Below are 15812 nucleotides of genomic sequence, written 5' to 3'. Positions count from 1 at the left end.
CTCCTCGACGCATGCTTCACCGCCACATTAAAGACCAGACCCACGCGCCGGGGCCAGATCCACTGGACCCTCTAAATAGTCTCGACGACGCCAGAAGAGGGCTTAGGCGCACCCGATCGACAAATTCCAACAACTAAATTCATCTGCAATTGGTTTGCAAACCCCATTACTTGACTAGTCGCGATTAGGCATCCAATTCCCTCAACCATGACTCAAAGTCCGCTTGCCCATGAAGGTAAGCGTCAGGTCCAATCTTGAGGTCAGCGCCTCCCAGGCGGTCAAGAGCAGTCCAAACACGAGGATTATCCACATAGATGGACGCGCCCTCCCGGACTCGCACTATCGCCCAATCGGCAGCCTCTTCTCGCGAGATCTCAGACTTAACCAAAGCCGCCAGCATTGCCCTCACCTCACCAAAGACATTATGCACCCGACTACCACCTTCCCGTATAGTTGCCAAGCGAATCGAAACTATAGTGAATCTTTTTTCCGTTCGTTACATCTACGTCAGGTCGAACAATCCGCACATTTCCAGCGTGATCCAACGTTTCATGCCAAATACGCGTAACACCTGTACTTGGATCCCACTCGCGAACCAGTCGCCTACCGAGCATCTCTCCCGCAGTTCTCGCCTCAGCTATTTCACCATAAAATCGAACCCGCCCATCCGAAAGTTCACGAATCCCTCCCTTTCCATACTTCTTGGCTTGATCCATGAATTCGGATGGATACGCGCTAAAGTACGGCACCTGCCCAGCAGTACAGTTATGAACCAGTACAGAAGTAACTCCTGCGAGAACATAGTAAGTATGTACGCCCTCAATCGTAAGGTTATAAACACGCTGCTGCGCCGCAGACCACTTGTCAATTCCAGCAATTGAAACCAGCTCCCCCGAGGCTGCGAGGAGCTTCTCACTAGCCTCCAATCGAGTTGCACTGATCCACTCATTGCGGACATTAGACCAGAACGGATGCTCGGCAGTTGCGATGACCTCACCTGCACGGTTGTTGCTCACCCCATCTCCGACCGAGACCCTTACGAGGTCCTTCTGCCCCTCGCCGATGATGGTGGCCACGACCGGGCGCGACTCGGTACGACCGGTCTCCGGATCCGTCGCGACGACCTGGTCACCGAGCTGAACCTCTTCGATCGGCTTGGTCAGCCCACCGGCCATGAGAACCCGCGTACCAGGGACAAAGCTGTTCTTGCCGACGCAGGACGGGTTGACCGGGAAGTCATGGGTCGCACGCTCAGCGACGTCCTGTACACCCTTGACCCCTTGCTTACCCGACTTCCAAGCGGCGGCTCCCCACCCGAGAAAAGGAATTGCGGCAGCCGCGGATATTCCCGCGTTCAGGCTGTCTCCTTCATCTGCATACAGCGCAGCATTTGACAGGTCTGCGACCTCACCGAGAAGTGGCACATAGCCAATCAGGTCGAGAACACCGTGCGCGAGCTGTGAAGGACTGTCCGCCTTGCCCAACTGCCAGAGCATCCCGAGCAGGCTCACCGGGGGAAGGATCACGTCGAGTACATCGGAGATCGACGGGAAGCCACCGCTGCTGTTCGATCGACCGGCGCCGCCAAGCTCTGACGGCGGCAGTTCGTTGACGTTCTGGACGATCGGACCATCGCCGGTCACAGCGTTCGTGATCTTGTTGACGTTGTTGTCCGCTGCCACGCTTCCGCCGACAGCAATCGCCGGGAGGTGAGGGCTCGGCGAGACCGGTGCTGTTATACCCTCCCCACCTGCATAGACCGGTTGTGCCACCGCCTGAGGAACCGGCAGCGGATTGTTCTTGGCCGCGCTCTGTGCAGCAGCCCGGTGGTCGACGACCGGAGCACCGCCACTCGCGGGCTTGCCTCCTCGCGAACCGCCCACACCAGGCTTCGTGCCACGTCCACCGCCTGTACCGACCTTCTGCCCCGGCCCACCGCCCGTACCACCGGCCACAGAATCCCAGCCGGCATTAAGGTCGAACCAGGTCCAGCCGAAATAGCCCTGGACAGGTGAAATAGGGGCTCGCCGCATCTCCCTTTTCGGCGGAAGAAGATCGCTAGGATCACCAAAACAGAGTGGCGTGAACATCAGACAGCCGATTTTGCTGATGTGCCCGTCCGGGTCACTCCCGTTCATCGGAGCCGCGTTGCCATACGTATACCGGTTACCGGCGACCGACGGATTGCTCGGCAGCGCGATGTCGTCCCGCGCATTGAACGTGCCCGTCCCCGGCGAGTACCACCGGGCACCCATGTCCACGTTCCCGCTGTCAGGATCGGTGTAGTCCGACTGGTACCCAAGCGTCGACGTCGCCCCAGTCGAACCGAGCTTCTTTCCGAAGGGGTCGAACCTGGTCGATCCGCTCAGGCCACCGGCCGGGTCGAGACCGGCGACGACGTCGCCGTGCTGGTCGGTCACCGCGACCTGCGACACCCCGACCGCCGAGCGCTGGCCGAGCAGCTGGCCACCGGCGCCGCGGGCGAACTTCGCCGTGCCGTCGGTGATCAGGTCCAGGCTTGTTCCGTCGTAGCCGAACGTCTGGCCGTTGCGGACCGACATCCGGTCGAGGCCGTCATACCCGTAGGTGCTGGTGCCTTCCTTGACCGCTCGGTCGAAGGCGTCGAACCCGGACTGCACGGAACCACTCGCGGTGGTCCGGGACTCGAGCGTGCCTCGGGGGCTCCACGCGAACCTGGTCGCCCCGTCGGTGAGCTGCCTGTTCCGCTCATCGAACGTGGCGGTCTTGTCGCCGGACTTGGTGCGGTTGCCGGATTTGTCCCACGAGTACTCAGTCTTCTCACCGCTCGCCGTCCACGACGTCATCCGGCCGGCGAAGTCGTAGCCATAAACATTGCTACGCGATCCCTCGGGGCCGGCGGTGTTCTTCGTCGTGAGTCGATCGTTGAGGTCGTAGCCGTACGCCATCCCTGACAGAGTCGCGTTGTCCGCGCCCTTCAGCGTGTCCGAAGACATCCGTCCGAAATCGTCGTAACCGAATGTTCTGACTCGCCCCGCGCCGTAATCGATCGTCCCGACACGGCCACCCGCGTCGTAGCCGATCGCCTGGCGCACTCCGGTCAGACCGTCGGTCTGCGTCGCGAGCCTTCCCTTGTCGTAAGTAAAGGAAGAGGTCCCAGCTGCATCGGCACGCTTGGCCAGACGCCCCGAGTTGTCGTACTCGTAGGTCGACACGCCGGTCGTCGGGCCGGTGCTGGTGAGGAGCCCTCCCCTGTCGTTGTAGGTGAAGACCTTGGCCCCACCGGGTGAATCGACGCTGGTCAGCCGACCTGTTAAGTCGAAGCTTCGCTTCCGTTCCGTCGTCGCCTCCGAAGCGCCGCCACCGGTCTCACCGGTCAGCCGGCCCAGAGCGTCGAACTCGCGTACCCGGGTCACTCCGCCCGGTGCCAGCAAGTTCGTGGCCTGGCCGTTGAGGTCGTAACCCGTGGTCCACGTCCGGTCCTTCGGCTCGGGATGAGCCGCGGTGACGGGTTCGACGGTCGATTCGGGCAGTCCCAGCGAGTTGAACGTCTGAATCGTCGCGTTGGTCCGGCCGTCGGTGATCCGGGTCCGCTGACCGACAGCGTCATAACCGAAACCGGTGACAATGGAGTCGGTCGCCGAGACCTGCTCCTCCTGCCGAGTCATCCTTCCCTGCGCGTCGTAAGCGAACTTAACGGTGTGTCCGTAGGGATCCGTGGTCGAAAGGCGGTTGCCCGCCGAGTCGTAGCTCGCCGAGGACTTCCGCAGAATGCGTTCACCCGGATCGAGATCGAAGCTGCCGGTCGGGCGGCCCGCACCGTCGATGCTCGTGTACTGCGTGTACCCGGTTCCATCGCTGGCGCGGACGCGGTTCCCCGCCAGGTCGTACCCGAACTGCGTCACGACGCCCGCGGGATCGGTGGCGGTGATCCGCTGTCCGAGCGCGTCGTAACCGAACCGGGTGATCTCACCGGACGGCGAGGTCGTCGACTTCAGGTTTCCGGCCGCGTCGTAGCGAATGTTCGTCGTGTAGGCAGCAGGCTGCGGGTACCGCTCAAGCTGGGTGGCTGTGATCGGACGTCCGAGATCGTCGTAGGTCGTCTCCTGTCGCGAACCGTTCGGATCCATGACGGAGAGCTGATCGCTGGCGTTCGTGTAGGAGTACTTCCAGACACCACCCTCCTGATCGCCCGCGTCCGCCCGCGGATCGGCCCGCTCCAGCAGCCTACCGAGCTGGTCGTACCGGTACCGGGTGACAGCACCCTTCGGATCGGTGGAAGCGATGACCTTTCCGGCGGCGTCGTACTGCGTCCTGGACACTGACTTCGCCGACGCCGTTTCCCCGGGTTTGCGATACTCCGGCGACGATGAGTCGGTGACCCTGCCGAGACGGTCATAGGTCACCGTGCTGACGTGACCGTTCGCGTCCCGCTTCGCCGTCGGCTCACCGAAAGTGTTGAAGCCGGTCAGCGTCTGCGGCCGCGAGCGCGTGGCCGGGGCGCCTCCGCTTTCGACGTCGACCGCGGGTCCTGTCACCGTCGTCGCGAGCCCGGCACTGTTGTACCCGAAGTTCGTGGTGAACGCCGCCGGGTCCGCGCCGCCGACGTTCCCGCGCGGATCGGTCACCGACGTGACGAGTCCACGTTGATCGAACGTCTGAGTGGTGGTGAACTTCTGCGACCCTCCATTGAGGACGGCCTCGCTGATCTTCCGACCGGCGGTGTCGTAGCCGTACTCGGTGCTCTCCACCCGTCCGGCGTCGATGCGTGAACTGTTCGAGCTGCGACCGGTGTGCGTCACGGCGGTCAGGTCACCAGCGAGCGAGTACTGGAACTCGCTCCGGTTGGCCAGCCCGTCCGGATCGTGGGTCTGCGACGTCCGGCGGCCCGTGGGGTCGTACTCGTAGGCGGTCACTCCACCGCCCTGACGAACCTCTTGAACCACGTTTCCGGCGGCGTCATACGTCAGTTCGCTGAGTGTGACGTTCGTCTTGGGGCCCGAAGGATTGTCCGGGTCCGACACGTCGGTCGCGATCTTCTTCCGCAGCTTGTCGTCCGTGTAGTACTGGTAGCGGATGGTGCGTCCCACCGCGTCCGTCTCGCGGATCAGCCGACCGGCGAAGTCGTAAGCGAACGACTTAAGGGTGAGCGAAGCCGTAGGGGATCCGTCTCCGTCTCCGTCCCCCTCACCGGTTCCGGCCTCGATCGTCCCGCCGTGCCAGCCACGCAGGCGGATCTCGGCGATCGCGTTCCGGGCGGTGTACGCGTACTCGTACTTGTTCCCGATCGGGTCGACCATCCACGTGCGGTTGCCGAATCCGTCGTACCCGAAGAAGCGCTTACCGCCTTCGGCATCCGTGACCTCACTCGGCCTGCCGAACGCGTCGTAGGACATGTTGGTGACTCGGCTCGGGTCCCCTCCCGTCAAGTCGATGACCTCGTCACGGGTTACGTTTCCATCCGCGTCGTAGTCGGTCTTCCGTTGTGCGGTATGGGTTACACCGGTGACCGGGTCACTCGACGCCGGACTCGTGGCCGTCGCCTGCCTGGACAGCAGGTCATAGGTGAACGTGGTCGTGATGCCGTTCGGATTCGCGTCACTGATCTGGGTCTCGGACTTCTTCCGCCCAAGCATGTCGTAGGTGTATCTCGTGATCAGGCCGGCGGCGTTGACCAGCTCGGCGAGATCACCGTTCTTGTAATAGGAGTAGCTGATTTCCCCGCCGCGAGGGTCTGTGGTCTTTTCGATCAGTCCACTCGGGACGTTCCCGCCACCGACGGCCGCTTCCGTTCCATCGGTGTACACATGCCGGACGACGGCACCGTCGGGCGTCGTCTGGGTCGCGAGCAGCCCGCGGCTCCACCCGTCGGTGTAGGTGTACGTCGTGGCGAACCTGGAGTCGTTGGCGTCCGAAGAACGCGCATCGCGCGACGAAAGGATCTTTCCGTTTCGTGCGTCGGTTACGTCATCCGAGTTGTAGTAGTAGCTGTAGTAACTCGTTTGGCAGTCGCCGGGAGCGACCCCGCAGCTCTTGCGTGAGGTGACATTCCCTCGTGCGTCATTGGTCAGGACGACCTGGTCACCCAGTTCGTCGCTGATCGTCGTCTGGAAGCCCTTGTCGTCGTAGTCATAGGTCCGCACACCCAGACCCACCACCGGACCACCGACCCAGGTGCTGCCTCCGTTCGCCGGTCCGCCGCAGAACCCACCTGTCGGCGGGCAACCGGGGGTGGGTTCCGGTGTCGGCTTTCCTACGTTGTCCAACCGGTCCTCGGCGCGGATTCCCTGACCGAGTGGCGCGATGGAGCGCAGGATGCGTCCTCGGGCGGGGTCGTAGTCGTAGAAGTGGAGCCGGTTGCCGGGATCGGTGACCTGCGTCGTCCGCACCAGGTTCGTCGCCGTCCCGGTGACCACGGGCGAGACGATCTTCCAGTTCCCGCCGTTCCGGTCCGTGAACTCGCTGAGACGGTCCGCGGCGACGTCATAGGAAAGCTTCGCGGCGACCCGCCCGCTCGGCAGCGTGATCTTCGAAAGGTAGTCCGCACCCGCCTTCGCCTGGAAATGCGAGAGAGCGGCGGTCTGACCGAGCGGGTACTCGTAGAAGGCTACCTCGTCGATCAAGCCGGAGAAGAACCGGCGAGGCTGGGTGCCCCATGCGGGCCACGACGACGGCGGAACCGTATATGCGGCACCGATCTGGTTGAAGGTGATGTCATCATGCTGAATCTCACCGGCGGCCGTACCGACCTTTTGCCCGTCCAGGTAGAGCGTCTGAGTGGCGAGCGAGCCGGAGAGCACGACATGGTGCCATTGATCGTCGTTCACCAGCGCCGAAGAGGTGATGGGACCGGCTGCGCCGTTCCAGAATTGTCCTCGCAGCTTGCCGTCCGTTCCCACATAGAGCACGGGAACAGCGCCTTGCGGCGTCTCGTTGATCCGAGACTTCTGATACCCGAAGAGAGGCCCGCCCTGGGTGGTCTTGAACCAGAGCTCGATCGCGAGGTCGCGGTTCTTCTTCACCGTGCCGTCCGGCAGGGTGACCACCGAGGACGTCCCGTTGAAGGAAGCCGCGGTGTCACCCGCGTTCGCCAGGGGGCCCGGCTGGCCCAGTCCGACGTCCTTGTAGGTTCCCTTGTCCTTGCCGAGTTTGGTCTGCACCTGGCTGTTCGCATCGGCGCCGGTGGTCTCCCCGAACCGCCAGTACGACGCGGGACGCGAATCGATGACGGAGCTGCGGTAGTGAGAGCCCGAGGTCTGCTCGTACCCGGTGCATCCGCCGTACGGGTCGCAGACCTTGGTCAGTTTGTCGGCGTCGTAGGTGTAGTTCCAGGTGAGCTGTTTGCCGTCGATCGGGTCGGTGCTCACCGACGTGACATGGTCCCCGGTCCACTTGAAGTAAAGGATCCGGTCACTCGTCCTGCTGATGACGCGCTTGAGATGGTCGACCGTTCCGTAGTCGAGTTCGATGTACCGGCCGTTCTGATCGTGTACGGTGATCAGCCTGCCATCGGGCCGGAACCGGTACACGGTCGCCGACCGGTCGACCAGCATCCAGCCACCGCCGGCGGCTTCGACCTCCGCGTGGAAGTCCATCTGGCGGCCTTCGGGCGCCGCATAAGTACCGTCGGCGTTGCGCCCGAACCGGATCTGCTGCCCGTCGGAATAGGTGACGACGACGTTGCCGGAGCCGTCGTCGTCCGGAACGACGCGCATGTCGTAGCGAGTGGACCAGCCCGCGCCGAACATCAGATCCCGCCGCGGATCGAGGCTGTTGTAGGTACGCGCGACGCTCAGCTCCGGGCCGGTGACCCGGACGGTCGCGTCCACAGCGCTCGAATAGTAGTTACCGGTCTGCGGATCGAAGTCCGACGGACCGCCACTGTAGGGCGCGTTGGCCAGGTGCGACGTGATCTCGGGCTGCGGCACCGCGGTCAGCAGGTGGCTGGGCGGCAACTTCTGGCTTTCGGAGTTCCCGTCATAGGCGAAGGCACGCCATTGGTAGTCCTTGCTCCAGCGCAAGGCGTTCTGGGGAACCGTCCACGTGCGCTTGGCGACATACCCGGAATCGGTGCACGAAACCCCGGTCTGGGACCCGTCGGGGTTCTGGCGGTAGCTCTCGCAGATTTCGAACCGGTACTTCAGGCCGTTGGTGTTCGGCGGCGCGTCCACGTCGACGGCGTCGACCCACAACTGCGGCGTCAGGGTCGGCGCGGAGTAACCGTTCGGCGGGTACTGGGCCTTCACCACCGGGGGGATGTCGACGGATGCCTCCCGATCGAAAGCGACCGGCCAGCGTCCCCTCCCTGAGCGCCTACCTCCGTTGTCGGACCGGGCTCGCCTCCCGCGAGCCATCCGATGATCACATCGGCACACTCCGAAAGCTGTTACTGATTCTTTTACAGTTGCGCCGTTCGGCTCACCTCCAACGACGGCCGTCCCACCTTGTGGACACCTCCCTTTCCCTGGCAGTGGTCACCATCACGTCGACACCCCCCTCTGAGCAGGGGACTCATGGCCAACATCGGATACCGGCAACGGAGGACAACTTCGAGTGACGATCCAGATGCGAGATCCGGTAAGCTCGTCGCCAAGGTCGAGAGGCGCTGCAACGGACCACGGGTCCGCCACGCTCGGCCCCGGACTTCATCGCAAGGGCGCCTCCCACCACATGGGAGGAGCGCTGGATGGAAACGACCGCCTTGCGAAAGCTGCTCGATGAGCGCATCGTCGTGCTCGACGGCGCGTGGGGGTCGATGCTCCAGAATGCCGGCCTCAAGCCGGAGGACTACCGCACCGAGCGGTTCCAGGATCACCCCCGCGACATCACCGGCGACCCCGACCTGCTGAACATCACCAGGCCGGACGTCGTGCGCGACATCCACCGCCAGTATCTCGAAGCGGGCGCGGACATCACGACGACGAACACGTTCACCGCCACCACGATCGGCCAGGCGGATTACGGGCTCGAGGATCTCGCGTACGAGATGAACCTCCGCGGGGCCCAGATCGCGCGCGAGGCCGCGGACGCGGCGGGCGGGAAGTTCGTCGCCGGGTCGGTCGGACCGCTGAACGTCACGTTGTCGCTGTCGCCCAAGGTCGAGGATCCCGCGTTCCGCGCGGTGACCTTCGATGAGGTGTACGCCGCGTACGCCGACCAGATCAAGGCGCTCGCCGAGGGCGGCGTCGATCTGCTGTTGATCGAGACGATTTTCGACACGCTCAACTGCAAGGCCGCGATCTCCGCCGCGCGCGACGTCGCGCCGCATCTGCCGCTGTGGATCTCGGTGACGATCGTCGACCTGAGCGGGCGGACGCTGTCCGGACAGACGGTCGAGGCGTTCTGGAGTTCCATCGAGCACGCGGAACCGTTGCTGGTCGGCGTCAACTGTTCGCTGGGCGCCGAGGAAATGCGCCCGCACATCGCCGAATTGTCCCGCCTGGCGGGGACATACACCGCTTGCCACCCCAACGCCGGGCTGCCGAACGCTTTCGGCGGCTACGACCAGACGCCCGAGGAGACCGGAGGGCTGCTCGGCGACTTCGCCACGGCGGGGATGGTCAACGTCGTCGGCGGCTGCTGCGGCACGACTCCCGCGCACATCAAGGAGATCGCCGACGCCGTGCGCGGGATGGCGCCACGGGTCGTCCCGCAGCCGCGGCCCAGCACGCGGTTCAGCGGCCTCGAGCCGTTCGAAATAGGCAAGGACACCGGGTTCGTCATGATCGGCGAGCGGACCAACGTCACCGGATCCGCCAAGTTCCGCAAGCTGATCGAGGCCGACGATCACCAGGCCGCCGTCGACGTCGCGCTGGAGCAGGTCCGCGGCGGGGCGAACCTGCTGGACGTCAACATGGACGCCGACCTGCTCGACAGCGAAAAGGCGATGACGACGTTCCTGAACCTCATCGCCACCGAGCCCGAGGTCGCCCGGCTGCCGATCATGATCGACAGCTCGCGCTGGACGGTGCTCGAAGCCGGGCTGAAGTGCGTGCAGGGCAAGGGTGTCGTCAACTCCATCAGCCTCAAGGAAGGCGAGGAGCAGTTCCTCCAGCAGGCCCGGCGCATCCGCGACTACGGCGCGGGCGTGGTCGTGATGGCCTTCGACGAACAGGGCCAGGCCGACACCGCCGATCGCAAGGTCGAGATCTGCGGCCGTGCCTACGACCTTCTGACGCAGAAGGCCGGTTTCGCCGCCGAGGACATCATCTTCGACCCGAACGTGCTCGCGGTCGCGACCGGCATCTCCGAGCACAACGGGTACGCCAAGGCGTTCATCGACGCGCTGCCGCGGATCAAGGAACGCTGCCCCGGTGTGCGCATCAGCGGCGGTATCTCGAACCTCTCGTTCTCCTTCCGCGGCAACAACGTCGTGCGCGAGGCGATGCACTCGGCCTTCCTCCTGTACGCGGTGCGCGCGGGACTGGACATGGGCATCGTCAACGCCGGGCAGCTCGCGGTCTACGAGGACATCCCCAAGGATCTGTTGGAACTGGTCGAGGACGTCCTCTTCGACCGTCGCGAGGACGCCACCGACAGGCTGGTCGCCTTCGCGGAAACGGTCAACGGCAAGGGAACCCAGCGCGTCGTCGACCTCTCCTGGCGGGAGAAGCCGGTCGCGGAGCGGCTCAGCCACGCGCTGGTGCACGGGATCGTCGACTTCATCGAGGAGGACACCGAGGAGGCGCGGCAGCTGCTGCCGAAACCGCTCGAGGTCATCGAAGGCCCCTTGATGGACGGCATGAAGATCGTCGGGGATCTGTTCGGTTCCGGCAAGATGTTCCTGCCGCAGGTGGTCAAGAGCGCGCGCGTGATGAAGCGGTCAGTGGCCTACCTCGAACCGTTCATGGAGGCCGAGAAGGAGAAGGCTCGCCTCGAAGGCCGCGTCGAAACCCGCCAGGGCAACGGAAAGGTCGTCCTGGCGACGGTCAAGGGCGACGTGCACGACATCGGCAAGAACATCGTCGGCGTGGTGCTCGGCTGCAACAACTACGAGGTGATCGACCTCGGCGTGATGGTCCAGGCATCGGTCATCCTGGACACCGCCGTCGCCGAAGGTGCCGACGCCATCGGGCTTTCCGGGCTGATCACGCCGTCACTCGACGAAATGGTCAACGTGGCCACCGAAATGCAGCGACGCGGGCTGAAACTGCCGCTGCTGATCGGCGGCGCGACCACGTCGCGCCAGCACACCGCGGTCCGTATCGCGCCCGCGTACGAAAGCACGACGGTGCACGTCCTGGACGCCTCGCGCGTCGTGGGCGTCGTCGGCGACCTGCTCGACGCGGACCGCGCCGAGATCCTCGACAAGAACAACCGCGAGGACCAGGAGAAACTGCGGGAGCAGCACGCCAACAAGCAACGGACACCGTTGCTCACGGTCGAGCAGGCCAGGGCCAACCCGGAGAAGGTCTCGTTCGACGAGATCCCGACGCCCGCGTTCACCGGCGTCCGGTACGTCTCGCCGACCCTCACCGAGCTGCGCGAGATGGTCGACTGGACCTTTCTGTTCCTGGCGTGGGAGCTGAAGGGCAAGTACCCGGCGATCCTCGAGAACCCGGTGGCGCGGGAGCTGTTCGACGACGCGAACACCCTGATGGACCAGATCATCGCCGAGAAGCGGTTCCAGGCCAAGGGTGCGTACGCGTTCTGGCCCGCGCATTCCGAGGGCGACGACATCATCCTGGAGTCGGGTGTCAAGTTCCCGATGCTGCGTCAGCAGACGAAGAAGCCGCTGTCCCGGCCGAACCGCTGCCTGGCGGACTACATCGCTCCGGCGGGTGCGGGCGACCACCTCGGCGGCTTCGCGGTCACCATCCTCGGCGCCGAGGACTTCGCCGCCGAGTTCGAGGCCAAGCAGGACGACTACCGCGCCATCATGGTGAAGGCCCTCGCGGACCGGCTCGCCGAGGCGTTCGCCGAGCACATCCACCTCCAGGCGCGGCGGGACTGGTTCGAGCCGGGCGCCGAGCCGAAGCTGGAGGACCTGCACGCCGAGAAGTTCCGCGGCATCCGTCCGGCGCTCGGCTATCCGGCGAGCCCTGATCACAGCGAGAAGCAGGAGCTGTTCGACCTGCTCGACTCCGACCGTCTCGGGATGTCGCTGACCGAGTCGTTCGCGATGACACCGGCGGCGAGTGTCAGCGGGCTGATCTTCGCCCACCCCGAATCGCGGTACTTCACCGTCGGACGGCTGGGCAAGGACCAGGTCGAGGACTACGCCGCCCGCCGCGGTCTCGAACTGTCCACTATGGAGCAGTGGCTGCGCCCGAACCTCGCCTACGACCCCGAGTGACACAATGATCAGGTGACTGCCGAGGGCTCGGACTTCCTGCAGCTGGACATCGGGGACGCACCACCGGGGCGCCGGTCGGACTGGCTGGCGTCGCGGCTGCGGCACGCCATCTCCGACGGTCGTCTGCCGGTCGGCAGCAAACTGCCCGCGACCAGGGCACTGGCCGCGGACCTGCGGGTCTCCCGCGGCGTGGTCACCGAGGCCTACCAGCGGCTGGTCGAGGACGGCCACGTCGCCGGACGCGGCCGGGCCGGCACGGTGGTCGTCGCCGCGCCCGCGCGGACGAAGGAACAAACGGCACCCGGGCCGCCATCGGCGGGCACGATCTTCCAGCCCGCTCCCGGGATCGGCGTCTTCGACTCGCTGCGGTCGACCCCGGCCAGGATCGACCTGTCCCCCGGCGTCCCGGATCTGACGGCGTTCCCGAGGACGGCTTGGCTGCGCGCGGAACGTACCGTGCTCAACGACCTGTCGGCGGCGGCCTTCGGCTACGGCGATCCGCGGGGTGCTCCCGCGCTGCGGTTGGCCATCGCGCACTGGATCGCGCGCACCCGCGGCATCACGGCGGACGCCGACGACGTCCTGATCGTCGCCGGCGTCGCGCAAGGCCTCGGGCTGCTGGCGCAGGTGCTGTGCGACAACGGGATCTCCGAGATCGCCGTCGAGGACCCGAGTTCACTGGGCGCCCGGCAGCATCTGCACGACCGGCGGCTGGCGACCCCGCCTATCCGGGTGGACGAGGACGGGGTCGACGTCGGCGAACTCGTCCGCAGCGGGGCGCCCGCCGTGCTGCTGACACCCGCGCATCAGTTCCCGACGGGCGTCGTGCTCGGCGGCGAACGGCGGCGGGAGCTCATGCGCTGGGCCGCCGACGGCGGGCTGATCATCGAGGACGACTACGACGCCGAGCACCGCTACGACCGCCCGCCGGTCCCCGCGCTGCGCTCGATGCTCGCCGAACAGGTCTGCTACGCGGGCAGCGTGTCGAAATGGCTCGCGCCCGCGCTCCGCGTGGGCTGGATGCTGGTGCCGCCGCGCTACCGGGACGAGGTGGTCGCGGCCAAACGGTTCGCCGACCTGGGCAACGCCGTCCTCCCGCAGCTGGTGCTCGCGCATCTCATGGAGTCCGGTGAGATGGAGCGCCAACTGCGGTTCGTGCGCAAACGGCACCGGAGGCGCCGGGACGCGATGATCGAGGCGCTGCGGACCCATCTCCCGGACGCCGTGGTGCACGGCGCGGCCGCCGGGTTGCACCTGACGATCACCTTCGACGCCGGGTTCTCCGATCTCGACTTCGCCGCCGCCGCGCTGGAAGAGGGCGTGAAGGTGCAGCCGCTGTCCTGGCACTGCCAGCGGCCGATGAATCCGGGCCTGGTCCTCGGCTACGGGGCGAGCCCGGCGAGCGACATCGCCGAAGGCATCGCCGTCCTGGGCCGGATCCGGCGCTAGAGACCCCCGCGTTTCGTCCTCTGAATGCGGTGGTTCGGCGCCGAACCACCGCGTTCAGAGGACGAATTGCCGGAGGAAGGCCAGCAATACGGCCGGGTCTTCGACGTGAGGGTTGTGGCCCAGCCCGGGAAGCTCCGCGGAAGCCGGGCTGAGGGCGCGAAGCTGATCCACGCTGCTCATCGGGTCGTGCGTCCCGGCGGCGAGGGCGACCGGGCAGCGCGCCGCGCCGAGCAGGCCGGGCATGTCGGGCGCGCCGACGGCGAACGCGCGAGGGTCCAGGGTCAGCCGCCACCCGCCTTCGGTTTCGACGATGCCGTCGGGGTCCGCTTCGGCCAGTCCGGTCAGACCGGCGATCTTGAGGAACGCTCGTTCGGCGTCTTCACGGTTCGGGAACACCCTGGGCGGCTTCGCCGCCATGTCGGCGGCCTTGGCGAGGTCGGACTCGCTCCATTCGACCTTGACCCCGATCGCGAGCAGGCCGTCGATCCGGAGCCCGAACCAGCCACTGGCCAGCGCGAGCCCGACCACTCCACCCAGCGAGTGACCGATCACCAGCAGCGGACCGCGTTCCGGCAGCAGGTCGGCGACCGCCCCGGCGAGGCTTCCGAACGAATAGTGCGCCAACCGCGGTGAGGCACCGTGTCCCGGCAGGTCGGGTGCCAGCCAGCGGTAGCCGGGCTGCAGCATCAGGCCGTCCCACACCGCACCCGTCGCGCCGAGGCCGTGCAGGAGTAGAACGGTGGGGCCGTCGGTTCCGGCGGTGCGCATCTTCAGTGTCTCCACAGCTCCCGATCTTTCCCCAGCCACCCGTCCCCGAGCTAGTCTCGGTCCGTGATCACCGATCCTGACGTGTACACGCGCGGCGTGCCGTACGAGCACCTGGCGTCGCTGCGCCGGGCGTCGCCGGTGGTGCGCGTGGACGATTTCTGGGCGGTACTACGGCATGCGGACGTCAAATACGTGCTGCGGAACCCGAAACTGTTCTCCTCGCACCTCGGCGGGACGCAGATCCGGGATCCGGCGACCGAACAGGACCTGACTTACGTCCGCCGGATGATGCTGAACATGGACCCGCCCGAGCACGCCCGGCTGCGTGGCCTGCTCACCAAGGCGTTCACCCCGCGCGCCGTCGGGAGGCTGACCGAGCGGATCCACGGCTGGGCGAGGGAGCTGATCACCGCGGTCGCCGCGGACGGCCGATGCGACTTCGCCGCCGTCGCGGCCGATCTCCCGCTGCTGACGCTCGCCGAGGTCTTCGGGATTCCCGAACAGGACCGGCGGCTGATGTACGACTGGAGCAATCGCGTGATCGGCTACCAGGACGCCGACTACGCGGTGAGCGCGACGGTCGAGGCGGACCAGGTCACCGATCTCGCGCGGGCGGCGCTGGCCGTGCGACCGGTGCCGGGGCCGGACGGTGCAATGCCCGATCCGCGCACGCGCGCCGGGATGCCGGATCTCTACGCCTATGCCACCGCGCTCGGCGAGTACAAACGGCGGCACCCCGGCGACGACGTGGTGAGCAATCTCATGAGCCACGTCGACGACGGCGGGCGGGTGTCGATCGCGGAGTTCGAGAACCTGTTCTGGCTGTTTTCCGTGGCGGGCAATGAAACGCTGCGCAACGGCATCCCCGGTGGACTGCTGGCACTGCTGTCACATCCGGCGCAGTACCGGCTGTTGCTGGCCGATCGTTCCCTGCTTCCCGGTGCGGTGGAAGAGATGTTGCGCTGGTGGACGCCGGTCATGCATTTCCGCCGGACCGCGACCGAAGACGTCCGGCTGTCCGATGTGGACATCCGCGCGGGAGACAAGGTCGTCGTCTGGTTCTCCGCCGCGAACCGCGACGAGTCCGTTTTCCCGGACCCGGACCGCTTCGACATCGGCCGTACGCCCAACGACCATCTGACCTTCGGACACGGCCCGCATTTCTGCCTCGGCGCCCAGCTCGCCAGGGTGCAGCTGCGGGCGATGTTCGAAGCGGTGCTGGACCTGCTCGGCGAGGTCGAGCTCGCCGGTACTCCGGTGCGGTTGCGGTCGAACTTCCAAAACGGGCTGAAGTCCTTGCCGATCCGCTGGTGGCGATGAG

5 protein-coding genes and 1 pseudogene are annotated in these 15812 nt (G+C 65.9%); 3 read left to right on the top strand and 3 right to left on the bottom strand.

Features of this window, described 5'->3' with window-relative positions; translation table 11 throughout:
- Positions 1–434: 434 nt before the first annotated feature.
- A complete protein-coding gene (locus AVL48_RS32370; protein ID WP_158070224.1) occupies positions 435–7532 on the bottom strand; it encodes a polymorphic toxin-type HINT domain-containing protein in 7098 nt (2365 codons plus the stop codon).
- Between the two features lie 99 nt (positions 7533–7631).
- Positions 7632–8333, bottom strand: a pseudogene (locus AVL48_RS40900) (DUF6531 domain-containing protein); the annotation flags it as partial.
- A 332-nt stretch (positions 8334–8665) separates the two neighbouring features.
- On the opposite strand from AVL48_RS40900, the gene metH reads away from it, so the two are divergent.
- Positions 8666–12274, top strand: coding sequence for a methionine synthase (metH, locus tag AVL48_RS32365; RefSeq protein WP_061984413.1), 3609 nt, complete (start codon positions 8666–8668; stop codon positions 12272–12274).
- Positions 12275–12286: 12 nt separating this feature from the next.
- Positions 12287–13723, top strand: coding sequence for a MocR-like pyridoxine biosynthesis transcription factor PdxR (gene pdxR, locus AVL48_RS32360; RefSeq protein ID WP_061984415.1), 1437 nt, complete (start codon positions 12287–12289; stop codon positions 13721–13723).
- Between the two features lie 54 nt (positions 13724–13777).
- Here pdxR and AVL48_RS32355 read toward each other — a convergent pair whose 3' ends face one another.
- Positions 13778–14506 (bottom strand): alpha/beta fold hydrolase, encoded by a 729-nt coding sequence (locus AVL48_RS32355; RefSeq protein ID WP_061984417.1) that lies wholly within the window; start codon positions 14504–14506, stop codon positions 13778–13780.
- Between the two features lie 48 nt (positions 14507–14554).
- Here AVL48_RS32355 and AVL48_RS32350 point away from each other — a divergent pair, with 48 nt between their 5' ends.
- Entirely contained in the window at positions 14555–15811 is a 1257-nt protein-coding gene (locus AVL48_RS32350) for a cytochrome P450 (protein ID WP_061984418.1), read from the top strand.
- The last annotated feature ends 1 nt before the right edge of the window (position 15812 follow it).

Source organism: Amycolatopsis regifaucium, assembly GCF_001613935.1.
Classification (GTDB): Bacteria; Actinomycetota; Actinomycetes; order Mycobacteriales; family Pseudonocardiaceae; genus Amycolatopsis; species Amycolatopsis regifaucium.
The sequence above is the reverse complement of the archived record's forward strand: the minus strand, read 5'-3'. Positions and strand labels throughout refer to the sequence as shown.

Coding starts and splice junctions, on each gene's coding strand:
- AVL48_RS32370 (WP_158070224.1), bottom strand. CDS start 7,532: ATGCTGGTCGACCGGTCGGCGACCGTGTACCGGTTCCGGCCCGATGGC.
- metH (WP_061984413.1), top strand. CDS start 8,666: ATGGAAACGACCGCCTTGCGAAAGCTGCTCGATGAGCGCATCGTCGTG.